The 23,839-nt window shown below is 72.4% G+C and carries 22 protein-coding genes and 1 riboswitch; of the genes, 21 read left to right on the top strand and 1 reads right to left on the bottom strand.

Going from position 1 to position 23,839, the window contains the following annotated elements; genetic code table 11:
* Positions 1–50: 50 nt before the first annotated feature.
* From AB0J72_RS16140 to ribH, 5 genes are all read left to right on the top strand, one after another.
* Positions 51–1,004, top strand: coding sequence for a response regulator (locus AB0J72_RS16140; RefSeq protein ID WP_344503580.1), 954 nt, complete (start codon positions 51–53; stop codon positions 1,002–1,004).
* A gap of 69 nt (positions 1,005–1,073) precedes the next feature.
* Positions 1,074–1,218, top strand: a riboswitch (FMN riboswitch).
* A 124-nt stretch (positions 1,219–1,342) separates the two neighbouring features.
* Entirely contained in the window at positions 1,343–2,374 is a 1,032-nt protein-coding gene (gene ribD, locus AB0J72_RS16145; RefSeq protein WP_363399284.1) for a bifunctional diaminohydroxyphosphoribosylaminopyrimidine deaminase/5-amino-6-(5-phosphoribosylamino)uracil reductase RibD, read from the top strand.
* 4 nt (positions 2,375–2,378) lie between these two features.
* Positions 2,379–2,975, top strand: a complete 597-nt coding sequence (locus AB0J72_RS16150) for a riboflavin synthase (protein ID WP_363399371.1) — start codon at positions 2,379–2,381, stop codon at positions 2,973–2,975.
* The gene (locus AB0J72_RS16155) at positions 2,975–4,219 is read left to right on the top strand and encodes a bifunctional 3,4-dihydroxy-2-butanone-4-phosphate synthase/GTP cyclohydrolase II (protein ID WP_363399286.1); all 1,245 of its coding nucleotides are present in this window, start codon (positions 2,975–2,977) and stop codon (positions 4,217–4,219) included. Before AB0J72_RS16150 ends, AB0J72_RS16155 begins: the two co-directional genes overlap by 1 nt.
* Positions 4,219–4,695, top strand: coding sequence for a 6,7-dimethyl-8-ribityllumazine synthase (gene ribH / locus AB0J72_RS16160; protein ID WP_344503583.1), 477 nt, complete (start codon positions 4,219–4,221; stop codon positions 4,693–4,695). The genes AB0J72_RS16155 and ribH overlap by 1 nt, the downstream gene beginning before the upstream one ends.
* Before the next feature lie 597 nt (positions 4,696–5,292).
* Here the strand turns inward: ribH and AB0J72_RS16165 are convergent.
* The gene (locus AB0J72_RS16165) at positions 5,293–5,805 is read right to left on the bottom strand and encodes a hypothetical protein (RefSeq protein ID WP_363399288.1); all 513 of its coding nucleotides are present in this window, start codon (positions 5,803–5,805) and stop codon (positions 5,293–5,295) included.
* Positions 5,806–5,932: 127 nt separating this feature from the next.
* Between AB0J72_RS16165 and AB0J72_RS16170 the strand changes: the two genes are divergently transcribed.
* The 16 genes from AB0J72_RS16170 to AB0J72_RS16245 all read left to right on the top strand — a co-directional run bounded on the left by AB0J72_RS16170 (position 5,933) and on the right by AB0J72_RS16245 (position 23,071).
* The gene (locus AB0J72_RS16170) at positions 5,933–6,472 is read left to right on the top strand and encodes a SigE family RNA polymerase sigma factor (protein ID WP_344503586.1); all 540 of its coding nucleotides are present in this window, start codon (positions 5,933–5,935) and stop codon (positions 6,470–6,472) included.
* The gene (locus AB0J72_RS16175; RefSeq protein ID WP_363399290.1) at positions 6,469–7,491 is read left to right on the top strand and encodes a Gmad2 immunoglobulin-like domain-containing protein; all 1,023 of its coding nucleotides are present in this window, start codon (positions 6,469–6,471) and stop codon (positions 7,489–7,491) included. The genes AB0J72_RS16170 and AB0J72_RS16175 overlap by 4 nt, the downstream gene beginning before the upstream one ends.
* A gap of 81 nt (positions 7,492–7,572) precedes the next feature.
* Positions 7,573–7,842, top strand: a complete 270-nt coding sequence (locus AB0J72_RS16180) for a phosphoribosyl-ATP diphosphatase (protein WP_239136318.1) — start codon at positions 7,573–7,575, stop codon at positions 7,840–7,842.
* 46 nt (positions 7,843–7,888) lie between these two features.
* Complete coding sequence (gene hisG / locus AB0J72_RS16185) at positions 7,889–8,743, top strand: ATP phosphoribosyltransferase (protein WP_363399293.1); 855 nt, start codon at positions 7,889–7,891, stop codon at positions 8,741–8,743.
* A 10-nt stretch (positions 8,744–8,753) separates the two neighbouring features.
* Positions 8,754–9,209: a PH domain-containing protein gene (locus AB0J72_RS16190; RefSeq protein WP_363399295.1), complete on the top strand. Its 456-nt coding sequence runs from the start codon at positions 8,754–8,756 to the stop codon at positions 9,207–9,209.
* Between the two features lie 218 nt (positions 9,210–9,427).
* A complete protein-coding gene (infC, locus tag AB0J72_RS16195; RefSeq protein ID WP_363399373.1) occupies positions 9,428–10,045 on the top strand; it encodes a translation initiation factor IF-3 in 618 nt (205 codons plus the stop codon).
* Positions 10,046–10,210: 165 nt separating this feature from the next.
* A complete protein-coding gene (gene rpmI / locus AB0J72_RS16200; RefSeq protein ID WP_360569506.1) occupies positions 10,211–10,405 on the top strand; it encodes a 50S ribosomal protein L35 in 195 nt (64 codons plus the stop codon).
* A gap of 87 nt (positions 10,406–10,492) precedes the next feature.
* On the top strand, positions 10,493–10,855 hold the full coding sequence (gene rplT, locus AB0J72_RS16205; RefSeq protein ID WP_363399298.1) for a 50S ribosomal protein L20: 363 nt from the start codon (positions 10,493–10,495) through the stop codon (positions 10,853–10,855).
* A gap of 4 nt (positions 10,856–10,859) precedes the next feature.
* Positions 10,860–11,669, top strand: a complete 810-nt coding sequence (locus AB0J72_RS16210) for an RNA methyltransferase (protein WP_363399300.1) — start codon at positions 10,860–10,862, stop codon at positions 11,667–11,669.
* Positions 11,670–11,812: 143 nt separating this feature from the next.
* Entirely contained in the window at positions 11,813–12,922 is a 1,110-nt protein-coding gene (gene pheS / locus AB0J72_RS16215) for a phenylalanine--tRNA ligase subunit alpha (protein WP_363399302.1), read from the top strand.
* Position 12,923: 1 nt separating this feature from the next.
* Positions 12,924–15,410, top strand: coding sequence for a phenylalanine--tRNA ligase subunit beta (gene pheT / locus AB0J72_RS16220; RefSeq protein ID WP_363399304.1), 2,487 nt, complete (start codon positions 12,924–12,926; stop codon positions 15,408–15,410).
* 412 nt (positions 15,411–15,822) lie between these two features.
* Positions 15,823–16,992: a nucleotide sugar dehydrogenase gene (locus tag AB0J72_RS16225; RefSeq protein ID WP_363399306.1), complete on the top strand. Its 1,170-nt coding sequence runs from the start codon at positions 15,823–15,825 to the stop codon at positions 16,990–16,992.
* 85 nt (positions 16,993–17,077) lie between these two features.
* On the top strand, positions 17,078–17,920 hold the full coding sequence (locus AB0J72_RS16230; RefSeq protein ID WP_363399308.1) for a glycosyltransferase family 2 protein: 843 nt from the start codon (positions 17,078–17,080) through the stop codon (positions 17,918–17,920).
* Between the two features lie 9 nt (positions 17,921–17,929).
* Positions 17,930–18,955 (top strand): NAD-dependent epimerase/dehydratase family protein, encoded by a 1,026-nt coding sequence (locus AB0J72_RS16235; RefSeq protein WP_363399310.1) that lies wholly within the window; start codon positions 17,930–17,932, stop codon positions 18,953–18,955.
* An 87-nt stretch (positions 18,956–19,042) separates the two neighbouring features.
* Positions 19,043–20,251, top strand: coding sequence for a hypothetical protein (locus AB0J72_RS16240; protein WP_363399312.1), 1,209 nt, complete (start codon positions 19,043–19,045; stop codon positions 20,249–20,251).
* A 99-nt stretch (positions 20,252–20,350) separates the two neighbouring features.
* The gene (locus AB0J72_RS16245) at positions 20,351–23,071 is read left to right on the top strand and encodes an AAA family ATPase (RefSeq protein ID WP_363399314.1); all 2,721 of its coding nucleotides are present in this window, start codon (positions 20,351–20,353) and stop codon (positions 23,069–23,071) included.
* Positions 23,072–23,839 lie beyond the last annotated feature (768 nt).

The following is a 23,839-nucleotide window of genomic DNA, read 5'->3' on the forward strand; positions in this document are numbered from 1 at the left end:
CGCGCGGCACCAACGAGGAAAGCCCGAGAGACAACCGAAGAGGACAGCGCATGGGCGAGCCCGACACCATCCTCGTCGTCGACGACGACGTCGACATCGCCCGGTTCATCGAGGTCAACCTGAAGCTCGAGGGCTACCGGGTGCTGCTCGCCCACGACGGCGCCACGGCGCTGCAGCTCGTCGAGGAGCACATGCCGGCCCTCGCGGTCGTCGACTGGATGATGCCGCAGCTGGACGGCCTGGAGCTGACCCGGCGGCTGCGGGCCGACCCGATGACGGCGCCGATCCCGGTGATCCTGCTGACCGCGCGCGGGCAGACCGCGGACAAGGTCATCGGGCTGCAGGCGGGCGCCGACGACTACCTGGTGAAGCCGTTCGACACCCTGGAGCTGGTCGCGCGGGTGCGCTCCACGCTGCGCCGCAACCAGGAGAACCGTGAGGTGTCGCCGCTGACCGGGCTGCCCGGCAACAGCCGCATCCTGCGCGAGATCACCGACCGGGCGCGGGCCGGCGCCGACTTCGCCGTGTCGCACGTCGACATCGACCGGTTCAAGGCCGTCAACGACGTGTACGGGTTCGCCCGCGGCGACGAGTTCATCACCTCGCTCGCCCGGGCGCTGCACCGTGCCGTGGTCGAGGTCGGGCTGCCGCCGGCGTTCCTCGGCCACATCGGCGGCGACGACTTCCTCGTCGTGTGCAGCCCCGACCAGCTCAAGCCGCTGACGACGAAGGCGATCCTGGAGTTCCAGGCAGCGTCGGACGCGCTCTACGACCCGTCCGACGCGGAGCGCGGCTTCGTCGAGGTCGTGCAGCGCAACGGCGAGGTCCAGCAGGCCAACCTGGTCACCCTGTCGATCGGGGTGGCGATCGGGCAGGCGGCCGCCGGCGGGCAGCTCACCGACCCGCGCGAGGTGATCGCGATCGCCACCGACATGAAGTCCGTGGCGAAGAAGCACAACGGCAACTACGTCGCTGTCGACCGCCGCAGTGCGCTGCACCTGTGATGTATGTCCCTTGGTAAGGACCGGGTCGGTCGCGGCGGAAATGTGCAAGACTCGGGTTACGTACCCACCACGCGCTGGCGGGGCTCGGTGAAATTCCGAACCGGCGGTAAGCGGTCGTAGACCGCGAGCCCGCGACCCGGTCGAAGCCATCGGCCGGTGGATCTGGTGTGAGTCCAGAGCCGACGGTCAAAGTCCGGATGGGAGTTCAGCGCGCGGGATCCGGTGTCCGTTTCGACGGGCGCCCGGGGGCTGGCCTGCGCATCTGCGCATCCCCGCACTCCGCCCGCAGCCGTCCCCATCAGCCTCCCGACGCGTGACCACACCGCGCGGAGAGGGCCATGGACGCAGACGCAGATGCCAGCCACATGCGGCGTGCCGTCGAGCTGTCCCTGCGCAGCCTCGGCGAGACCAGCCCCAACCCCAACGTCGGCTGCGTCCTCGTCGGCCCCGGCGGCGACGTCGTCGGCGAGGGCCGCACGGCACCCGCCGGAGGGCCGCACGCCGAGGTCAGCGCCCTTGCGGCGGCCGGCGAGCTGGCCCGGGGGGCCACCGCTTACGTCACCCTCGAACCGTGCGACCACACCGGCCGCACCGGCCCCTGCACGCAGGCCCTGATCGCGGCCGGGGTCGCCCGCGTCGTCGTCGCCGTCCGCGACCCCGACCCGGTCGCCGCGGGCGGCGCGGGGACGCTCCGCAACGCCGGTGTCCAGGTCGACATCGTCACCGACGATGCCGCACGCGACGCGATGATCGGCTGGCTGACCGCGGTCGGGCGGGGCACGCCGTACGTGATCTGGAAGTTCGCCGCCACGCTCGACGGGCGCTCCGCCGCCGCCGACGGCACCAGCAAGTGGATCACCTCGCCGGAGGCCCGGGCCGACGTGCACCGCATCCGGGCGGGCGTCGACGCGATCATCGCCGGGATCGGCACCGTCCTCGCCGACGACCCGCAGCTCACCGTGCGCACGCCCGAGGGGCCCGCCGCCCGCCAGCCGCTGCGGGTCGTGGTGGAAGGCGGTAGTCGTACACCTGCCGCCGCGAAGATCCTGGACGGCTCGGCGCCGACGTTCGTGGCCGCCGCACCTGAGGGCGGAAGGGTCGACCTGCACGGCATGCTGCGGCACCTGTACGACCAGGGCGTCCGCACGGCGCTGCTGGAAGGCGGCCCGACCCTGGCGGGCGCGTTCCTCGCCGAGGGTCTGGTCGACCGGGTCGTCGCCTACCTCGCCCCGAAGCTGCTCGGCGCCGGCCCGGCCGCCCTGGGCGCCGCGGGAATCTCCACCATCGCCGAGGCATTGACGCTCGACGTTGTCGATCTTGCCGTGATCGGGCCTGACGTGCGCCTGACGGCAACAGTGAAAGGTGCGTGACCCAGTGTTCACCGGCATCATCGAAGAGCTCGGCACGGTCGTCGCGATCGACCCGCTCGGCGACTCGGCGCGGCTGTCGATCCGCGGCGCGACGGTCACCTCCGACGCGGCCCACGGCGACTCCATCAGCGTCAACGGCGTCTGTCTCACCGTGGTCGACAACGACGGCGGCGTCTTCACCGCCGACGTGATGGGCGAGTCGCTGGACCGGTCCACGCTGGGCGCGCTCACCGCCGGCTCCCCGGTCAACCTGGAGCGCGCCGCGACCATGGCCACCCGCCTCGGCGGTCACATCGTGCAGGGCCACGTGGACGGCGTCGGCACGGTCCTGTCGCGGGAGGCCGGCGACCAGTGGGAGACCGTCACGTTCTCGCTTCCGCCGCAGCTCAGCCGGTACGTCGTGGAGAAAGGCTCCATCACCGTCGACGGCATCTCGCTGACCGTCATGGCGGTCACCGACGACACGTTCTCCGTCGGGCTCATCCCGACCACGCTCAAGCTCACGACGCTCGGTGCCAAGAGCGTCGGCGAGAAGGTCAACCTGGAGGTCGACATCATGGCCAAGTACGTCGAGAAGCTGCTCGCGAAGGGTGGCAAGTGATGGGATCTCCGGTCACGGGCCTGGACCCGATCGAGCGGGCGGTCAAGGACATCGCCGCCGGCAAGGCCGTCATCGTCGTGGACGACGAGGACCGCGAGAACGAGGGCGACCTGATCTTCGCCGCGGAGTTCGCCACCCCGGAGCTGGTCGCGTTCATGGTCCGCTACACGTCGGGCTACATCTGCGTGCCGATCATGGAGGCCGAGGCCGACCGGCTCGATCTGCCGCCGATGTACCGCACGAACCAGGACCGCCGCGGCACGGCGTACACCGTGACCGTCGACGCCAGGTTCGGCGGGACGACCGGCATCTCCGCCGCCGACCGCGCCCGCACGATCAGGCTCCTCGCCTCCGAGGACACCAAGCCGACCGACCTCTCGCGCCCCGGGCACATCGTGCCGCTGCGGGCCAAGGAGGGCGGGGTCCTGCGCCGCGCCGGGCACACCGAGGCGGCCGTCGACCTCGCCGCCATGGCCGGCCTGCGCCCCGCGGGCGTGCTGTGCGAGATGGTCAACGACGACGGCACCATGATGCGCCTGCCCGACCTGCGGGCCTTCGCCGAGCAGCACGACCTGGCGCTGGTCAGCATCGCCGACCTCATCGCGTACCGCCGGCACACCGAGAAGCAGGTCGAGCGGGTCGCCGAGACCCGGCTGCCGACCGAGCACGGCGTGTTCCGGGCCGTCGGGTACACCACCGAGTTCGACGACGGTGAGCACATCGCCCTCGTCTACGGCGACCTCGGCGACGGCGAGGACGTGCTCGTCCGCGTGCACTCCGAGTGCCTCACCGGCGACGTGTTCTCGTCGGTGCGCTGCGACTGCGGCCCCCAGCTGCACGCGTCCATGAAGATGGTCGCCGCCGAGGGCCGCGGCGTGGTCCTCTACATGCGCGGCCACGAGGGGCGCGGCATCGGCCTGATCCACAAGCTGCAGGCGTACCAGCTGCAGGACCTCGGCCGGGACACCGTCGACGCCAACCTGGACCTCGGCCTGCCGGCCGACGCCCGCGACTACGGCACCGGCGCGCAGATCCTCGTCGACCTCGGCATCAAGACGATGCGCCTGTTGACGAACAACCCGGCAAAGCGGGCGGGTCTGGAAGGGTACGGTCTGTCCGTGCTGGGTCGCACGCCCCTGCCGACCCGGCCGCACCCGGAGAACGTGCGCTACCTGCGCACGAAGCGGGACCGCATGGGGCATCTGCTGGACGAGCTCGACGAGGTCGCGGAAGGACTTGCGTGATGGCTGGAATTGGCGCACCGGTGCTGCAGCGGGTTGACGGCACCGGATTGACCCTCGGCATCGTCGCCACCCGGTGGCACGCCGAGCTGGTCGACCACATGCTCAACCGGGCCATCGAGGCCGGCGAGGCGTCGAACGTCGACCACATCACCGTCGCCCGCGTCGACGGCGCCGTCGAGCTCCCCGTCCTGGCCCAGGCCCTGGCGCACCGCTTCGACGCGGTGGTCGCCCTGGGCGTGGTGGTCCGCGGCGACACGGCCCACTTCGAGTACGTCTGCCAGTCCGTCACGGACGGGTTGACCCGGGTCGCCCTGGACGAGTCGACCCCGGTCGCCCACGGCGTGCTGACCGTCGACAACCTGGACCAGGCCCGCGCCCGCGCCGGCCTGCCGGGCTCCCCGGAGGACAAGGGCTACTCGGCCACCTTGGCCGCTCTCGACGCCGCCCACGCCCTCCGCCAGGTAGCCAAGTCCTGACCCCGTTTTCCGTGATCCGGAAGACTTTGTGCTGCCATAACGACACAAACTCTTCCGGATCATGAGAGGCGGCCGCCACGGAGTGATCGCGAACGGTTTCGGTAGCTCTGGCTACCAGAATGGTCGGGATCATGGGTGGGCTTGGTGCCGGCTCGCGCTGCGGGCTGCCTCTGGCCTCGTTTTCCGTGATCCGGAAGACTTTGTGCTGTCATAGCGACATAAAGTCTTCCGGATCATGAGAAAACGGCCACCACGGAGTGATCGCGAATGGTTTCGGTGGACCTGGCTACCAGAATGGTTCGGGATCATGGGTGGGTCTGGTGCCGGTTCGCGCTGCGGGCTGCCTCTGACCCCGTTTTCCGTGATCCGGAAGAGTTTGTGCTGTCATAGCGACATAAAGTCTTCCGGATCATGAGAAGCCACCGCCCGGCCACCGCGGAGGGTGGGCACGGGATGGGCGCGGATGCGCGATCCGGCCGCGCGGAGCGCTGGCTGTGCGAGCGCAGCGAGCATTGGGGGTCCGGGGTGAGAATCCCCCGGCGGGCCCCGCCGCGGCAGCGGTGGGGAGGCGAGCTACGGCGGAGCCGAAGGCGGGTATCAGACTTCGAGGACGGCGGCCAGGGTGTCGCGGAAGTTGCGTTCGGCGGGGGTGATGAGCTCGCCGCCGAAGCCCAGGACGTCGCCGGACTTGGCGGCGCTGACGACCTGGTCGGCGAGGGTGATGAGCCAGTACCGGTAGGACTCGGCGTCGGCGTCGGTGGCCTTCGCGGCCAGCAGCGCGTGGGCGGCCTTGGCGCGCTCGATGACGTCGGCGATGCCCGCGGCGCGGTCGGGGAACTCGATGATCGGGGGCTCGACGCCACCGGCGAAGCCGCCCACGGCGTCCTCGTCGATGTCGCCCTGGCGGGCGACGACGTCGGCGGCGACCGTGCGGACCAGGTCGCTGGCGGAGTCGCGGCCGTCGGCGATGGCCGTCATGCCCGCCGTCCACTCCTCGCGGGTGCGGCGGGTGCCGTCCTGCTCGGCCTGGGACGCGGCGATCAGCACGGACTGGGGCAGGCCCACGAGGAGCCCCCACTCTTCGTCGGTGTACTTCGGCACGGTTTCCACGCAGAACAGCCTATCCAGGATGGCCGGAGTTCGCCTTTCGGGTGATCGCGGTAAACCTGGAAACCCGCTCGCGCGTCGTAGGTGCGTGACGGCCGACGTGGGGACCACGCCATGGGACGGTAGGGCGGTGCTAGCAGAGCCCGCCCGGGACGCCGCGCGCGAGTGGAGCGCCGACGAGGCGGTCACCGCGCTGTTCTCGGCGCACTACCGCGGGCTCGTGCGGCTGGCGGTGCTGCTGCTGCACGACGAGCAGGCCGCCGAGGACGTGGTGCAGGACGCGTACGTGGGGCTGCACCGGCGCTGGTGGCGGCTGCGGGACGCGGACAAGGCGCTCGGCTACCTGCGCACGAGCGTCGTCAACGGGGCGCGGTCGGCGTTGCGGCACCGGGGGGTCGCCGACCGGTACGTGGCGGCGCGGCGGCAGGTCGACGAGCAGACGGTGGCGAGCGCGGAGACGGGGGCGCTGGCGTTGCTGCGGCACCGGGAGGTCCTGGAGGCGGTCCGTCGCCTGCCGGCGCGTCAGCGGGAGGCGATCGTGCTGCGGTACTACGCCGAGCTGTCGGAGGCCGAGATCGCCGACGCGATGGGGGTCAGCAAGGGGTCGGTGAAGAGCCATGCCGCCCGGGGCATGGCCGCCCTGCGGCTCGGTCTGGAGCAGGCACCATGAAGATGTCGCCGGAGGACCGGCTGCGGGCGGCGCTGCAGGCGCAGGTCGACACCGTCGAGGTGGCGCCGGACGCGCTGCCGCGCATCCGCGGCCGGATCGAGCAGCGGCGCCGGGGCGGCTGGGTGGTCCTCGCCGCGGCCGCGGCGGTCGCCGCCGTCATCGCCCTCGCGGTGGTGGTGTTCGTCCCCGAGCGGGTACCGGGCCCGGACGGGACGCAGGACCGGCTGCCGGCGGTGCCCGCGCCGACGCTCCCCTCGCAGCCGCCGTCGCCCACCGCGCAGCAGCCCGTGACGGTGCTGCTGCCGGTGTACTACGCCCGCAACGACCGGCTGGTGCGGGAGTTCCACGAGCTGCCGCTCCCGGCCGACGACGACGCGCACCGGGTGGCGGCGGCCGTCGGTGAGGCGTTGCGCGCCGGTACCGCCGCGGACCCCGACTACCTGTCGCTGTGGCCGGACTCCGTGACGGTGCGCGGGGTCGCCTTCGACGGCAAGGTCGTGGTCGTCGACCTGGCCGACGTGGGGGCGGGGCCGCGGTCCGGCACACCCGCGCTCGCGGTGCAGCAGCTGGTGTCGACGGTCGCCGCGGCGGCGTCGTACACGTCGGTGAAGCGGATCGACGGGGTGCGGATCACGGTGGACGGCTCGGCCGTGGCGAAGCTGTGGGGCGCGGTCGACACCAGCCGGCCGGTGAAGCAGCTGCCGCCGTCGGAGATCTACGCGCCGGTGTGGGTGATCGACCCGCAGCAGGGGCAGGTGGTCGGCAAGTCGTTCACCGTGCACCTGTCGGGGATCGTGTCGGAGGGCACCGTGCACCTGCGGATCCGCGGGGGAGCGGGCGGGGTCGAGCAGGTCGTCGTGGACCAGCCCGTGCAGCTGACGGCGGGCGCGCCCGCGGTCGGTGAGGCGAGGGTGCCGCTGACGCTCCCGACCGGCCGGTACACGATCGAGGCGTACTACGTCTCCATGGCGGACGGCAGCGTCCAGGGAGTGGACGACCACGAGTTCACGGTGGGGTGAGCGGGCCGGCGGCACGGCGTGAGGCAGGACACGCCTGTCGTGATCGTGATTCCCCTTTCACGGCCGGGCCTGCGAGAATTCGTGCCCGTGAAGACCTTTGACGAGTTGTTCGCCGAGCTGACCGCCAAGGCCGCCGCGGGCACCCCGGGCTCCGGCACCGTCGCCGCGCTGGAGAAGGGCGTCCATTTCATCGGCAAGAAGGTCGTCGAGGAGGCCGCCGAGAGCTGGATGGCCGCCGAGCACGAGGGTCGCGAGCGCACCGCCGAGGAGCTCTCACAGCTGCTGTACCAGGTGCAGTGCCTGATGCTGGCGACAGGGCTGTCGCTGGAGGACGTCTACCGACATCTGTAGGCCGGTAGCCGCGATCCCGTCCCTCCTGTCTTCGAAAGGCCCACCGATGCTGCGTATCGCCGTGCCCAACAAGGGCACCCTGTCCGGTCCCGCCGCCCAGATGCTCCAGGAGGCCGGCTACCGCCAGCGCTCCGACCCCAAGGACCTGCTGTGCCGTGACGAGGCCAACGACGTCGAGTTCTTCTACCTGCGCCCCCGTGACATCGCCACCTACGTCGGCTCCGGCGACCTGGACCTCGGCATCACCGGCCGGGACCTGCTGATCGACGCCGACAGCGGCGCCGAGGAGCTGCTCGACCTGGGCTTCGGGCGGGCCACGTTCCGCTTCGCCGGGGTGGCCGGCTCGATCGACGGCGACAAGCCCGCCGACCTGGCCGGGCTGCGGGTCGCGACCGCGTACCCGGGCGTGATGGAGCGCTACTTCGCCGAGCACGGCGTGTCCGCCGAGGTCATCCGGCTCGACGGTGCCGTGGAGAACGCGATCCGCCTCGGCGTCGCCGACGTGATCGCCGACGTGGTCGAGACCGGGGCGACCCTGCGCCAGGCCGGCCTGGAGACCTTCGGCGAGCCGATCCTCAAGTCGTCGTCGGTACTGGTGCGCCGCAGCGGGACCGGTGAGCTGGCCCCCGCGGCGAAGCAGCTGCTGCGCCGCCTCCAGGGTGTCCTGGTGGCCCGCCGGTACGTGATGCTCGCCTACGACGTGCGCGCCGACGCGCTCGACGCGGCCGTGGCGCTGACCCCCGGCATCGAGTCGCCGACGGTGTCGCCGCTGCACCGCGAGGGCTGGGTCGCCGTGCAGGCGATGGTCCAGCGCGACGAGGTGCACCGGATCATGGACGAGCTGTACGAGGTCGGCGCCCGGGCCATCCTGGTGACCGGCATCCACGCGTGCCGGTTGTAGTCTCATCGGTGTGAGCAGCACCGTTCTCGCCCGTCCGCGGCGCGCCAGGATCCTTGCCTTCGTCCTCGCCGCCGTGGTCGTGGTGGTCTTCACGCTCATCGCGCTGGGGCTGCACGGCAAGACCGGCGACGGCCCCGGCTATTTCCAGCGCGGTGACCAGGCCGCCATGATCGGCCTGGGGATCTGCGCCGCGCTCGCCATCCTGCTGATGGCCAGGCCCAAGGTCGAGGCCGACGAGACCGGGGTCCGGGTGCAGAACATCATCGGCTCCTACGACCTGCCGTGGGACGTGGTGCGCGCCGTCACGTTCGGCCGCGGCACCCCGTGGCTCACCCTGGACCTGCACGACGACGAGCGGGTCGCGGTGATGGCGGTGCAGATGGCGGACAAGGACCACGCCGTCAAGGCGGCGCGCCGGTTGCGGGCCCTGCACACGGCGTCGCTGACGAGCAGCGTGGTAGAGTAACTGGAGTCGACCGCACGCCGCGTCCCGTAAGGGAGCGAGGCGTGTTCGAAGCGGAGGTAAAACTCCCACCCGTGTAGCTCTGGGCAGCCGGGTCCGGTCTGATCGCGCGGCCTCGTCGTGAGGTGGTGTGGTCGAGTGGGCCCTCGCATGCGCGCTGCGCATCCGGGGGCTTTTTCGCTTCGGTCGGCACACCAGACAGCACCGATCGAGGAGGCCACATCAGCGTCGAGCCACGCGTCAACGAGCAGATCCGGGCACGTGAGGTCCGGCTGGTCGGCCCGGAGGGTGAGCAGGTGGGCATCGTCCCGCTCGAGCGCGCACTCCAGCTGGCCGCCGACGTGGACCTGGACCTGGTCGAAGTTGCGCCCATGGCACGCCCGCCCGTCTGCAAGCTCATGGACTTCGGCAAGTTCAAGTACGAGAGCGCGCTCAAGGCCCGGGAAGCCCGGCGTAACCAGCAGCAGACCGTCATCAAGGAGATGAAGCTCCGCCCGAAGATCGACCCGCACGACTACGAGACCAAAAAGGGTCACGTCATGCGGTTCCTGAAGCAGGGCGACAAGGTCAAGGTAACGATCATGTTCCGAGGCCGCGAGCAGAGCCGCCCGGAGCTGGGGTTCCGGCTGCTGCGCAAGCTCTCGGAGGAGATCTCGGAGCTGGGCTTCGTCGAGGCGTCCGCGAAGCAGGACGGCCGCAACATGATCATGGTCCTCGCGCCTCACCGCAACGTGAAGGCCGCGGCGACCGCTTCCCGTGAGGGTCGCACCGAGGACACCCCGGCGCCGGAGGGCGAAGCAGCCGTCCTGCCCGAGGTCGTCACCGCCGACCAGGGATAGAGCACCACCCGGCACCACTGCACCACACCACAACGACCGCGTCGTGCGGGCGGGACCCGCACAGCGGTCGTCCCGGCCTGTGCGCCGGTGCGCCACGGCACCCTCCCGTTCCGACGGGGAGGGTGCCGGCTCTGGCGTGCCGCACATGAAGGGGCAACATCAGCCATGCCGAAGTTCAAACCGCACTCCGGGATGAAGAAGCGCGTCAAGATCACCGGTCGCGGCAAGTTCATCGCCGAGCCGGCCGGCAAGCGCCACCTGCTCGAGGTCAAGCCCAGCAAGCGGACCCGCCGGCTCAGCGGCACCGTCGAGCTCGCCAAGACCGAGACCACGCGCGTCAAGAAGATGCTCGGCCTCTAATCACGCGTACCGCAGCTCCCCCCTTTCCTGACTTTTCCGACCGGCCCGCATGGCACAGGGCCGGTCTCGCATGAGGAGTAACGAACCGTGGCACGCGTGAAGCGGGCAGTGAATGCCCAGAAGAAGCGCCGTACCGTCCTGGAGACCGCCAGCGGCTACCGCGGGCAGCGCTCGCGGCTGTACCGCAAGGCCAAGGAGCAGATGCTGCACTCGATGCAGTACGCCTACCGGGACCGGCGCGACCGCAAGGGTGACTTCCGCCAGCTCTGGATCACCCGTATCAACGCCGCCGCACGCGCGAACGGCCTCACCTACAACCGCCTGATCCAGGGTCTGCGCCTGGCGGGCGTCGAGGTCGACCGCAAGATCCTCGCCGAGCTGGCCGTCAACGACGCGAAGGCGTTCAGCGGCCTGGTCGAGGTGGCGAAGACGGCCGTTGCCGCAGCCTGACGCAGTGCGATCCAGCCAACCCGGGGCGGTCTTCACCACACGGACCCCCCGGGTTGTCGCTGCCCGGCGGCTGCAGCGCCGCCGGGACCGGGACGAGACCGGCCGCTACCTCGCCGAGGGCCCCCAGGCGGTCCGCGAGGCCCTCCGCTGCGGCGTCGCCGTCGAGGTGTTCTGCACCGCCGACGCCCTCATCCGCCACGCCGCCCTCCTCGACGGGGCCAGGGTCAGCGTCGTCGACGACGACGCCCTCGCCGCGCTCACCGAGACCGTCCAGCCGCAGGGCCTGGTCGCCGTCTGCACCCAGCGCGACGTCCCCCTCGCCGACGCGCTGCGCAAGCAGCCCCGGCTGGTCGCCGTCTGCGCCGACATCCGCGACCCCGGCAACGCCGGCACCGTCCTGCGCACCGCCGACGCCGCCGGCGCGACCGCGGTCGTGTTCGCGGGCGACAGCGTCGACCCGTACAACGGCAAGGCGGTGCGCTCCTCCGCGGGTAGCCTGTTCCACGTCGACGTGGTCCGGGCCCGCGACGCGGCCGCCACGATCGCCGCGCTGCGCGACGCCGGGCTGCGGGTCCTCGCCGCCGACGGGTACGGCGAATCGGACCTGTTCGAGCTGTCCGACCTGGAGCGGCCCACCGCGTGGCTGTTCGGATCCGAGGCGCACGGCCTCCGCGAGGAGCTCAAGCAGGCCGCCGACGCGCGCGTCAGGGTGCCCATCCTCGGCGGCGCCGAGAGCCTGAACCTGGCTGCGGCCGCCGCGGTGTGCCTGTACGCTTCGGCGAAAGCACTGAACGTGTCAAGGGAGTCGATGTGAGCACGCGCCTGTTTATCCGGCCCGCCGGTGACGGTGGGCGGGCAGGACGTCGCACCTCCTGACACCTTCCCACGGCCGGCGGGCGCCCTTCTCTACACTGTCCGGGGCCTGTAATGGGGCCAACCTCCCGTGGGAAGAGTCCGATGACGTACCGCAATGATCCGTATGACCCGAAGCAGGCGATGCTGCTCGCCCAGGACGCCCTGGACGACGCCGTGGCGAGCGCTGACAAGGCATTCGCCGGCGCGAGCGACCTGGACGCCCTTGCCGCGCTGAAGTCGCAGCACCTCGGCGACCGCGCCCCGATCTCCCTCGCCCGCCGCGAGATCGGCTCGCTGCCACCGGCGGCGAAGGCCGACGCGGGCAAGCGCGTCAACGAGGCCCGCGTCGCGGTGCAGGCGGCGTTCGACGCCCGGCTCGCCGCCCTGACCGCGGAGCGCGAGGAGCGCGTCCTGGTGGAGGAGACGGTCGACGTCACCCTCCCGACCGGCCGCCGCCCCCGCGGCGCCCAGCACCCGCTGACCAAGATCATGGAGCGGGTCGGCGACCTGTTCGTCGGCATGGGCTACGAGATCGCCGAAGGCCCCGAGGCCGAGTGGGAGTGGTACAACTTCGACGCCCTCAACATGCACCCGGACCACCCGGCGCGCTCGATGATGGACACGTTCTTCGTCGCCGCCAGCGGCGCGGGCCCGGACCATGCCCATGACGTCGCCAAGGACGTCGACTCGCGGATCGTGCTGCGCACGCACACGTCACCCGTGCAGGCGCGGACGATGACGACCCGCAAGCCGCCGATCTACATCGTCTGCCCGGGTCGGGTGTACCGCACCGACGAGCTCGACGCGACCCACACGCCCGTGTTCCACCAGGTCGAGGGCCTCGTGATCGACAAGGGCATCACGATGGCGCACCTGAAGGGCACCCTCGACCACTTCGTCAAGGGACTGTTCGGCCCGGGCACCGAGACCCGCCTGCGGCCGTCCTACTTCCCGTTCGTCGAGCCCGGCGCCGAGATCGACATGTGGTTCCCGCACCACCGCGACGGCGCCCGCTGGGTCGAGTGGGGCGGCTGCGGCATGGTCAACCCGCGGGTGCTGCGCGCCTGCGGCATCGACCCCGACGAGTACTCCGGGTTCGCGTTCGGCATGGGCATCGAGCGGGCGCTGATGTTCCGCAACGCGGCCGCCGACATGCGGGACATGGTTGAGGGCGACGTGCGCTACGCGCGGGCGTTCGGATGGGAGGCCTGAGATGCGCGTACCTCTGTCATGGCTGCGTGAGCACGTCGACCTGCCGGCGGACCTGACCGCCGACGGCCTGGAGAAGGCCCTCGTCAAGGTCGGCCTCGAGGTCGAGGAGATGACCGACGCCGGCGCGTCCGTCGAGGGTCCCCTCGTCGTCGGCCGGGTCGAGTCGATCGAGGAGCTGCAGGGGCTGAAGAAGCCCATCCGGTACTGCCTCGTCGACGTCGGCAACCCCGAGCCGCAGGGCATCATCTGCGGCGCCCGCAACTTCGCCGAGGGCGACCTCGTCGTCGTCGCGCTGCCCGGGGCGGTCCTGCCCGGCGGGTTCGCGATCGCCGCCCGCAAGACGTACGGACACATCTCCAACGGCATGATCTGCTCCGCCCGCGAGCTCGGCGTCTCCGACGAGCACGAGGGCATCATCGTGCTGCCCGCCGGGACCGCCGAACCCGGCGCCGAGGCCCGGCCGATCGTCGGCCTGGACGACATCGTCGTCGAGGTCAACGTCACCCCGGACCGCGGCTACTGCTTCTCCGTGCGCGGCCTCGCCCGGGAGCTGTCGCACTCGCTCGGCGGTGCGTACCGCGACCCGGTCGCCGCGGTCGTGCCGATCGAGGGCGACGGCACCGACGCGTACCGCATCGACGTGCGCGACAGCGTCGCCTGTGACCGGTTCACCGCCGTCGCGGTCCGCGGCGTCGACCCGGCCGCGCCGACCCCGCAGTGGATGAAGTCCCGCCTCGCCGTCGCCGGCGTCCGGTCCATCTCGCTGCCCGTCGACATCACCAACTACCTGATGCTCGAGACCGGCCAGCCGATGCACGCGTGGGACCTGGAGCGGCTCACCGGCGCCCTCGTCGTGCGGCGCGCCGCCGCGGGGGAGACGCTGACGACGCTCGACGGCGTCAAGCGGACCCTCGACCCGCAGGACATCGTCATCGCCGACGACTCCGGTGTCGTGTCGCTCGCCGCCGTCATGGGCGGCAGCACCACCGAGGTGTCGGCGACGACCGTCGACGTGCTCCTCGAGGCCGCGCACTGGGACCCGCTGTCGGTCGCCCGCACGATCCGCCGGCACAAGCTGCCCAGCGAGGCCGGCAAGCGCTACGAGCGGGGCGTCGACCCGCAGATCACCGCCGCCGCGTGCGCGCGGGCCGCGGCGCTGCTCGCCGAGCACGGCGGCGGCACCGTCGACCAGCGGGTCACCGACGTCTACGCGGTCACGCCGCCGGCGCCGGTCACGATGGCCCTCACCCGGCCGTCGGAGCTCGCCGGCATCGACTACACGCCCGAGCGGGTCGTCGAGGTGCTGACGATGATCGGCGCCGCGGTCGAGGTCGAGGACGGGCGCGCGGTCGTGACCCCGCCGACCTGGCGGCTCGACCTCGTCGACCCGGCCGACCTGGTCGAGGAGGTGCTGCGCCTCGACGGGTACGACCGGATCCCCAGCGTCCTGCCGATCGCGCCGCCCGGCGCGGGCCTGTCCGTCACGCAGCGCCGCCGCCGCACCGTCGGCCGTGCCCTCGCCGACGCCGGGTTCGTCGAGTCGCTCTGCTACCCGTTCGTCGGCGAGGCAACCCTCGACGCGCTGCGGATCCCGGCCGGCGACCTCCGCCGCGACATGGTGCTGCTGCGCAACCCGCTCTCCGAGGAGGAGCCGGGGATGCGCACGACGCTGCTGCCGCCGCTGCTGGGCGCGCTGCGCCGCAACCTCGGCCGCGGCCTGCGGGACGTCGCGCTGTTCGAGATCGGCACCGTCTTCCTGCCCGGCGGACCCGTCCAGGTCGCGCCGGCCGCGGGCGTCGACGGGCCGCCGCCGGCCGAGGAGCTGCGGGCCGCGGAGGCGCTGCTGCCGCACCAGCCGTGGCACGTCGCCGCCGTCATCGCCGGCGACGCCGACCCGGCGGGCTGGTGGGGCGCGGGCCGCCCCGCCGACTGGGCCGACGCCGTCGAGGCCGCCCGGATCACCGCCGAGGCGGCCGGGGTCACCCTCACCGTCAAGGCCGCGACCGGCGCCGACGCGGTCGCGCCGTGGCACCCGGGCCGCTGCGCGGCGCTGCTCGTCGGCGACACCGTCGTCGGGCACGCCGGCGAGCTGCACCCGGCGGTCTGCGCCGACCTCGACCTGCCCCGCCGCACCGTGGCGATGGAGCTCGACCTCGACGCGCTGCCGCTGCCGGACGTCGCCACCGCGCCGCGGCTGTCGGGCTTCCCGACGGCGCTGCTCGACGTGGCGCTCGTCGTGGACGCCGCGACCCCGACCGGCGACGTCGAGGCCGCGCTCACCGACGGAGCGGGTGCGCTGCTCGAGTCGGTGCGGCTCTTCGACGTGTACGAGAGCGAGCAGCTCGGCGAGGGACGCAAATCCCTGGCGTACAAGCTGACGTTCCGCGCCCCGGACCGCACGCTCACCGGCGAGGAGGCCCTCGCCGCCCGCGACGCCGCCGTCGCAGTCGCCGCCGACCGCTTCGGCGCGACCCTGCGGGGCGCGTGACCGAAGGCGCGCAGCGTGACCGCCCCGGCGGCGCGCGGCGCGCCCGCTGGAGGTGACCCTCCGCACAGCCGAACACGGGCGGCCGCATCGGACAGATGCGGCCGCCCGAACGGTTGGTCACAACGGTCGAGGCCCCTGCCAGGGGACGGTCAGATATCGGACCGAGCGATATTTCCGCTGGCGGGAAAGGCGGGGGAAAGGTGTGGGCCGGGACGCTTCACCCTGAACGGGTCGGGAGCCGGATGTCCGGAAGTGGTACCGTCACGGCGCCGAGCCATCCTCCGTCTTGTCACGTGGCGTGAGGTCATCCTGAAGGCTCGGCCCGCGCCAAGCGCCGGCTTCGATCTCGGCTCTCCTGGAGGGGCAGCGCGTGTCAGACGATAGTGCATCGGCAGGTTTCACGACCGACGTCGTGATCATCGGAGGTTGCGGCCGGGTCGGTCTGCCGCTCGGCATCGCCATGGCCTCCCGCGGCCTGCAGGTCACCCTGTACGACATCAACGCCGCCGCGGTCGCGGTGGTGAACGACGGACGGCTGCCGTTCGACGAGGAAGGCGCGGCCGAGCCGCTCGCCACCGCCGTCGCGGACGGCAGGCTCACCGCCAGCACCGACCCGTCGACCGTCGCGTCGGCCGAGCACCTCGTCGTGATCGTCGGCACGCCCGTCGACGAGCACCTCAACCCCAACATCGGCGCGGTCCCCGCGGCGATCGAGCGCTGCGCGGAGTACCTGCGCGACGGCCAGCTCATCGTCCTGCGCAGCACCGTGCACCCCGGCGTCACCGCCCTCACCGAGAAGCTCATCAAGCGCCTCGGTGTGCAGGCCGACGTGGCCTTCTGCCCCGAGCGCATCGCCGAGGGCAAGGCGATGACCGAGCTGTTCGAGCTGCCGCAGATCGTCGCCGCCCGCAACCCCGCGGCGATGGAGCGGGCCGAGAAGCTGTTCCGCAACCTGGCGAGCGACATCGTGCGGCTCGAGCCCGAGGAGGCCGAGCTCGCGAAGCTGTTCACCAACACGTGGCGGTACATCAAGTTCGCCGCCGCCAACCAGTTCTGGATGATGTCCAACGACTTCGGCCTGGACTTCGAGCGGATCCGGCACGCCATCCGCTTCCAGTACCCGCGCGCCAACGACATGCCGGGCGCCGGTTTCGCCGCGGGTCCGTGCCTGCTCAAGGACACGATGCAGCTGGCGGCGTTCACCAACAACACGTTCGTGCTCGGCCACAGCGCCATGCTGATCAACGAGGGCCTGCCGCTGTACGTCGTGTCGAAGCTGCAGGAGCGCTTCGACCTGGCGGAGATGACGGTCGGCATCCTCGGCATGGCGTTCAAGGGCGGCAGCGACGACATCCGCGAGTCCCTGGCCTACAAGCTGCGCAAGGTCGTCATGCTGAAGGCGAAGGAGACCCTCTGCAGCGACCCGTACGTCAAGGACGACCGGTTCGTGTCGCAGGACGAGGTCCTCGCCAAGGCCGACCTGCTGATCATCGCCGCGCCGCACTCCGAGTACCGCGACCTGCAGACCGACATCCCGGTCGCGGACATGTGGGGCATCACCAACAAGGGTGTGCGCGTATGACCGGACCGGAGCGCAGCGGAGGTCTGGGCATACAGTGTCGCAGCGACCGGTCAGGCAGGCGCCGTAGCGTAGCGGAGGTGCCTGCATGACTCTTGTGCCGCAGGTTTCTGTGGTGATTCCCGTGTACAACGAGGGTGAGGCCATCGTGCCCTGCCTGGAGCGGATCCTGCGGGCCGTGCTGATGCCGGCCGAGGTCCTCGTCGTGCACGACATGGCGGAGGACACCACAGTGCCCTTCGCGCAGAGCGTCGCCGCCCGCGACCCCCGCGTCCGCACCGTGCTCAACACGTACGGGCGCGGCCCGGCGAACGCGATCCGCTTCGGCATCGACGTCGCCCGCGCCCCGGTCGCCGTCGTCACGATGGCCGACGGCTCCGACGACCCGCGCCAGATCGAGGACCTCGCCCGGCTCGTCGAGCGGGGCGTCGTCGTCGCGGCCGCGTCGCGGTACATGCCGGGCGGGCAGCAGGTCGGCGGTCCCCGGTTCAAGCGGGCGCTGTCCCGCGGCGCCGGCCGGACCCTGTACATGTTCGCCCGCGTCGGCACCCGCGACGCGACCAACAGCTTCAAGGCCTACTCGACGGCGTTCGTCCGGCAGGTCGGCATCGAGAGCAAGACCGGGTTCGAGATCGGCATCGAGCTGACCGCGAAGGCGGCCCGGCTGCGGCTGCCCGTCGCGGAGATCCCGACGATCTGGCTCGACCGGCAGCTCGGCGAGTCCCGGTTCGACGTCGGTCGCTTCCTGCCCAGCTACCTGAAGTGGTGGCGGTTCGCGTTCGGCCGCCGCCTCACCATGGAGCAGGTCGCGAAGCGGCCCGGGTCCTCCGCGGCCCGCGACGACGCGCAGGCGGCCCGCGCGGCGTCCTCGGCGACTTCGACCGAGGCCCGCGACCACGTTCCCAGCAACCACGAAGCAGTTCAGAGTTAAGGAGTGTCTGTGCCAAAGGTCCTGGTCACCGGCTCGGCCGGCTTCATCGGTGGTTATGTCGTCGAGGAGCTGCTGTCCCGCGGCTACCAGGTGGTCGGCCTGGACAACTACTCGAAGTACGGTCCGGTCACCCGTAGCTACGACTCCCACCCCGACTACCGGTTCGTCGAGGGCGACGCGCGTGACGTCGACCTCGTCACGGAGCTGCTCGACGGTTGCGACCACTTCATCGCCGGCGCGGCGATGATCGGTGGCATCTCCTACTTCCACGCCTACGCCTACGACCTGCTCGCCACCAACGAGCGGATCATGGCCTCGTCCTGCGACGCGGCCATCAAGGCGCACCGCGACGGCACCCTCAAGAAGATGACCTACCTGTCGTCGTCGATGGTCTTCGAGTCGACCACGCACTGGCCGTCGAAGGAGGGCGACGAGCGGCTCGTGCCGCCGCCGCTGTCGTCGTACGGCTTCCAGAAGCTCGCCGTCGAGTACTACGCGAAGGCCGCCTGGGACCAGTACAAGCTGCCCTACTCGATCGTCCGGCCGTTCAACTGCGTCGGCGTCGGCGAGGGCCGCGCGCTCGGCGAGGTCGAGGTCCTGTCCGGCAACGTGAAGCTCGCCATGTCGCACGTCGTGCCCGACCTGGTGCAGAAGATCGTGAAGGGCCAGGACCCGCTGCACATCCTCGGCACCGGCGAGCAGGTCCGCCACTACACCTACGGCGGCGACCTGGCCAAGGGCATCATCGCCGTCATGGAGCACGACGACGCCCTCAACCAGGACTTCAACATCTCCACCGCCGAGTCGACCACGGTGCTGGAGCTCGCCGAGGTGATCTGGAAGAAGATCAAGGGCGACGGCGTGCCGTTCAGCGTCGTGTCCGACGACCCGTACGAGTACGACGTGCAGAAGCGCGTCCCGGACGTGTCGAAGGCCAAGGAGGTCCTCGGCTACGAGGCGACCACCTCGCTCGACGAGATGCTCGACGAGGTCATCCCGTGGGTGACCCAGGCCGTGGCCGACGGCAAGCTGTAGATTTCCGCTCGGTTTCTCCAGCGGAGCCGGCTGTTTGCGGCGGGCGCCTCGCACTGCGGTGCGGGGCGCCCGTTCGTTTGACCCGGTGTGAACGCTGTCCGCTGGGCCCTGCCGCTGTTCTTCGCCGCCGGCCTGCTCCGCGGCGGGTTCAACAGCGTCTGGGCCGAGGACGGGCAGGAGTTCCTCACCGACGCGTTGAGCCTGCCCTGGTACGAGCCCTTCGCGACGCCCTTCAACGGCTACTTCCACACCGTGGCCCGCGGGTGCTTCGCCGTCATCGCCCTCTTCCCCGTCTCCTGGGCCGCGGCGCTCAACGCCACCTTCGCCGCCGCCCTCACCGCGCTGCTGGCCACCGCCGTGTTCGCCGCCGCCCGGGACCGCCTGGGGGCCGGCGCCTGGGTCGTCGCCGGGGCCGCCGCCGTCCCGGTGGGGTACGTGCCGAACACCCTCGCGCAGCTGCAGTTCCCCCTCGTGTACGCGGGACTGTGGATGCTGCTGTGGTCGCCGTCGCGGACCTTCCCGCGGGTGGTCGCGTACACCCTGCCGGCCCTGGCGGTGCTCAACTCGATCCTCGGGCTGCTGCTGGTGCCGGTGGCGCTGCTGCGGCTCGGGCTCCGCCGCGACCTGGACGCGCTGCTGCGGGCCGGTGCCCTGCTGCCCGGTGCGGCGCTGCAGCTCGTGCCGCTGCTGGCGGGCGGGTCGCGGCGGGACGTGGGGGAGCGGCCCGACCTGGACCCGGTCTCCGTCGCCGGCACCTACCTGCGCTGGGGCGTGCCGCGCTCGTTCCTCGGCTTCCTCGACGCCTTCGACGACGCATGGCTCTCGCACCGTGCCGTCGTGCTGCTCGGCCTGGCGGTCCCCGCCGCCTGCGCCGGGCTCGCGCTGCTGCGCCGGACCCGGCCGCAGTGGCGGCTCGCGGCGCTCCTGGCCGGGTTCGCCGCGTTCGCGGGCGCGTTCCAGCTCGCCGTGCACGGCGCCCCCGAGGGCCGGTACCTGGTGCTGATCACGCTGCCCAACATCGCCGCGGCCGTCGCCCTGACACTCCCCGGCGATCGTCCGGACGGCCGGTTCGGGACCGTCCCGTTTGTCGCGTTGGCGACACTCGTGGCCGCGGTGAGCGTCGCCGGTCTGCGACCGGGCGGCTATACCGACGGCCTCCCGCGCTGGGACACCACCGTGTCGTACGCCCGCGCCCAATGCCAAGCGGAGCCACGTTTGCGGAGGGTGACGGTCCATACCGCACAGTGGCCGGTCCTCGGCTGGGAGGCCGTCCTGCCCTGCGACCGGCTTCGCTGACAGTGTTCAACATCGCGATGTCTGGACGCTCACCCGCGTTGGGCAGCCGTTGCGGCGGCGTGGCGTTCGGGAGAGACTCGGCGTCGTGGTGGAACAGTGGTGGTGAGCTCCTGGCCGGTTGTACCGTTCGGCCGCGCCGATCTTCTGGCTCACGCCCGCGAGCGCCTTGCGGGCGGCGGCGGCGTGCTGCTCTACGGCCCCGCGGGCATCGGCAAGTCCACCATCCTCGACGCCATCGCGGGCGCCGAGACCGACGCGCTCGTGCTGCGCGCCGCCGCCGCCGAGGCCGAGGCGGACCTGCCGTACCTGGCGCTCGTCGACCTCTTCGACGGCGCGCCCGACGCCGCCGAGCACCTGCCCCCGCACCTGCGCGCCGCCCTCGACGGCGCCCTGCTGCGCAGCGCCCTGCCCGCGACCCCGCACGACCAGCTCGCCGTGCGCCTCGCCGTGCTCGAGCTCCTGCGCGCCCTCGCCGCCGACCGCACCCTGCTGCTCGTCCTCGACGACGTCCAATGGATCGACGAGCCGAGCGCCGAGGTCCTCCGGTTCGTCGCCCGCCGGCTCGGCGAGGCACCCGTGCGCATCCTCGCCGCCGAGCGGATCACCGACGGCGACCGCCCCACCCGCCTCGACCTGTGCCCACCACCAGGCACGACGCTGCTGGTGCCGCCGCTGCCCGAGAGCGACGTCGCCGACCTGCTCCGGGCCAGGTTCGGCGCCGAGGCCGGACGCGCGCACCTGCACCGGATCTACGAGGCCAGCGCCGGCAACCCGCTGTACGCCGTCGAGCTCGGCCGCGCGCTCGGCGTGGCACCGGTGCCGACCACCGACCCGCTGCCCGTGCCCGACCGCCTCCGCTCACTGCTGGCCGCGCGGCTCGCGGCGCTCCCCGCCCCGGACTGGCCCGCGCTGCTGGTCGTCGCGGCCGCCGCCCGTCCCAGCCTCGCCCTCCTGCAACGGTGCGGACTGGCCGAGCACCACCTCGACGCGGCGCTGGCGTCGTCGGTGCTGGACGCCGACGCCGACGGAGCGATCCGGTTCAGCCATCCGCTGCTGCGCGAGATGGTGTACGCCGACGCGACCGCCGCCGCCCGCCGCGAGGCCCACGAACGCCTCGCCGACACCGTCTCCGACCCGGTCGACCGGGCCCGGCACCTCGCCGCCGCCCGGCCCGAACCCGACGAGGCCCTCGCGGAGTGCCTCGCCGACGCCGCGTCCGCGGCGCGCCTCCGCGGTGCCCCGGCCGTCGCCGCCGACCTCGCGGCCCTCGCCGCCGACCGGACACCACGCGACACCCCCGGCGTCGGCGCGGTCCGCCGGCTGAGCGCCGCGCAGTACGCGTACGCCGCCGGGTCGCCCGCCGCCGCCCGCCGGCACGCGACCGCCGCGCTGCGCGACGCCGCCGACCGCCGTACCCGCATCGGCGCCCGGCTCCTGCTCGTCGAGATGTCCGGCGAGGACCACTCCAACTCCGGCCCGCTGCTGGACGCCGCCTTCGTCGAGGCCGTCGACGCCCCCGACCTGCTCGCCCACGTCCGCCTGTACAAAGGCGTCAAGGCATACTACGACGGCGACGGCGAAGGAGCCCTCGCCGAGCTCAAGCGCGCCGAGGAGGCCGCCGAGCTGTGCGGTGACATGGAGCGGCTCGTCGAGGTGCTCAGCTGGAAGGGCAACATCCTGCTCGGCACCCAGGGCGACGAATACCTGGAACGCGCCGGCAAGCTCGCCCGCGGCCTCTCCCTGACCCCGGCGACCGTCGCCGCCCGGCAGGTCGCCGCGATGAGCCGCCTCTTCAAGGGCGAGACCGGCGAGGCCGTCCGCCGCATCGAGGCCCTGCGGATCGCCGTCGAACGGGCCGGCACCGTCCGCGACCTCGCCTCCGTCCTCGTGTCCGTCGCCGGCATCTACTGGCGCGCCGGCCGCTGCGCCGACGCCGTCGCCGCCGGCCGCGAATGCGTCCGCCTCTACGTCGACGTCGAGACCACCCCCGGCCCCGGCTACCTCGTGGCCGCCCTCGCCGAGAGCGGCGGCGGCACCGCCACGGCCGCCGCCGGCTACGCCGAACGCGGCCTCGCGGCCTGCCTCGCCGCCGGCGACGAGGACTGGATCAAGCTCGCCTACGCCGCGTCCGGCCTCGTCCACATGCTGCGCGGCGACCCGGTCGCGGCCGCCGAGGCGTTGCGCGAGGCGTACGCCCTCGACCAGCGCCTGGGCCGCCTCGACCCCGGCATCCTTCCCTGGCACGCCGACTTCATCGAGGCCCTCGTCGGCGCCGGCGCCCGGGCCGAGGCCGCCGAGGTGCTCGACGAGGTGTACAAGCACGCCCGGCACCTGGACCGCACCGTCGTCTTCCTCGGCCTGGCCCGTGCCCGCGCCGTCCTGACCGCCGCCACCGGCGAGGCCCGCGAGGGCGCCGAGGCGCTGCACCAGGCGATCGAGGAATGGCAGGACCACCCGTACCCGCTGGAGGTCGCGCGGGCGTACTACACGCTGGGCGGCCTCGAACGCCGGGCCCACCGCCGCGGCGCCGCCCGGGCCGCCCTCTCCGAGGCCGTCCGCCGCTACGCGGCCGCCGAGGCACACCCCTGGCGCGAAGTCGCCGCCGCGGACCTGGCCCGTCTGGACGGCGGCCGCGGCGCAGGCCTCTCCGAAACCGAACGCCGCATCGTGGAACTCGTCCGCGCCGGCGCCACGAACCGCGAGATCGCCCGCGCCCTCTTCCTGTCAATCAAGGCCGTCGAGGCAAACCTGACCCGCCTGTACCGCCGCCTGAACGTCCGCAACCGCGCCCAACTGGCCCGCGTCCTCGACCCTGAGTAGCTGTAATCCCCGCTGTAATTCCCCCCACCGCTTCGCGGCGGGGCCCGGCGGGGATTCTCACCCGCACCCCAATGCGCCGCTGCGCGGCGCACAGCCGCGCGTGCCGCGCTGGCTGGGATTGCGCGTGCGCGCCGCATCCGGTGGCTGGCCGCCGTCGACGCACCCATCGGGCCCGTGCTGGAGTGTGGAGCGCATGGCCAGTCGACTCTGCCGGGGCCACCGGGGCCACCGGGGCCACCGGGGCCACCGGGGCCACCAGGGCACGACGGCCGTGGACCGCTCGACCTGCGTGATCGCTCGACCGGACAGCGCGGCCTCGGGCGGCTCAACCGGCGGGACGGCTGGACCGGGCGGTTCGACGAGCGGGCCTCTCGGCCGGCGGGCTGCTCGGCTGGCGGGCCACTCGCCCAGGCCGCTCGACCGGCGGGCGGCTCGACCGGCGGGCGGCCTCGGGCGGCTCAACCAGCGTGACCGCTCGGACGGCAACACCCGGCTCGGCTCGACCCTCTGGACGGCGGCCCGGCGACGGTGGCTGGCCGCCTGCACGGGGTCCTCGGACAGTGGATCGGCTGCCAGGTCACCAGCGAGGGCCTGGTCATCCCGGCCGACTCGGACACTCGGCCGGATCGGCAACCGGTGGGCCCGGGCCTTGCCTGGGATCGCCGTCGATGGCAGCCGGGCAGGGTCGTCCCGGGTCGTGTCATCCGGGCCGCCGGTCTGGGTTGCGGGTCCGGGCTGGGCAGTCCCAGGCGGGGCTCGCGGTCCAGT

Source organism: Dactylosporangium sp. NPDC049742 (assembly GCF_040674675.1).
In the GTDB taxonomy this organism is placed as follows: Bacteria; Actinomycetota; Actinomycetes; order Mycobacteriales; family Micromonosporaceae; genus Dactylosporangium; species Dactylosporangium maewongense.

Coding starts and splice junctions, on each gene's coding strand:
- AB0J72_RS16140 (WP_344503580.1), top strand. CDS start 51: ATGGGCGAGCCCGACACCATCCTCGTCGTCGACGACGACGTCGACATC.
- ribD (WP_363399284.1), top strand. CDS start 1,343: ATGGACGCAGACGCAGATGCCAGCCACATGCGGCGTGCCGTCGAGCTG.
- AB0J72_RS16155 (WP_363399286.1), top strand. CDS start 2,975: ATGGGATCTCCGGTCACGGGCCTGGACCCGATCGAGCGGGCGGTCAAG.
- ribH (WP_344503583.1), top strand. CDS start 4,219: ATGGCTGGAATTGGCGCACCGGTGCTGCAGCGGGTTGACGGCACCGGA.
- AB0J72_RS16175 (WP_363399290.1), top strand. CDS start 6,469: ATGAAGATGTCGCCGGAGGACCGGCTGCGGGCGGCGCTGCAGGCGCAG.
- hisG (WP_363399293.1), top strand. CDS start 7,889: ATGCTGCGTATCGCCGTGCCCAACAAGGGCACCCTGTCCGGTCCCGCC.
- rpmI (WP_360569506.1), top strand. CDS start 10,211: ATGCCGAAGTTCAAACCGCACTCCGGGATGAAGAAGCGCGTCAAGATC.
- pheS (WP_363399302.1), top strand. CDS start 11,813: ATGACGTACCGCAATGATCCGTATGACCCGAAGCAGGCGATGCTGCTC.
- pheT (WP_363399304.1), top strand. CDS start 12,924: ATGCGCGTACCTCTGTCATGGCTGCGTGAGCACGTCGACCTGCCGGCG.
- AB0J72_RS16230 (WP_363399308.1), top strand. CDS start 17,078: ATGACTCTTGTGCCGCAGGTTTCTGTGGTGATTCCCGTGTACAACGAG.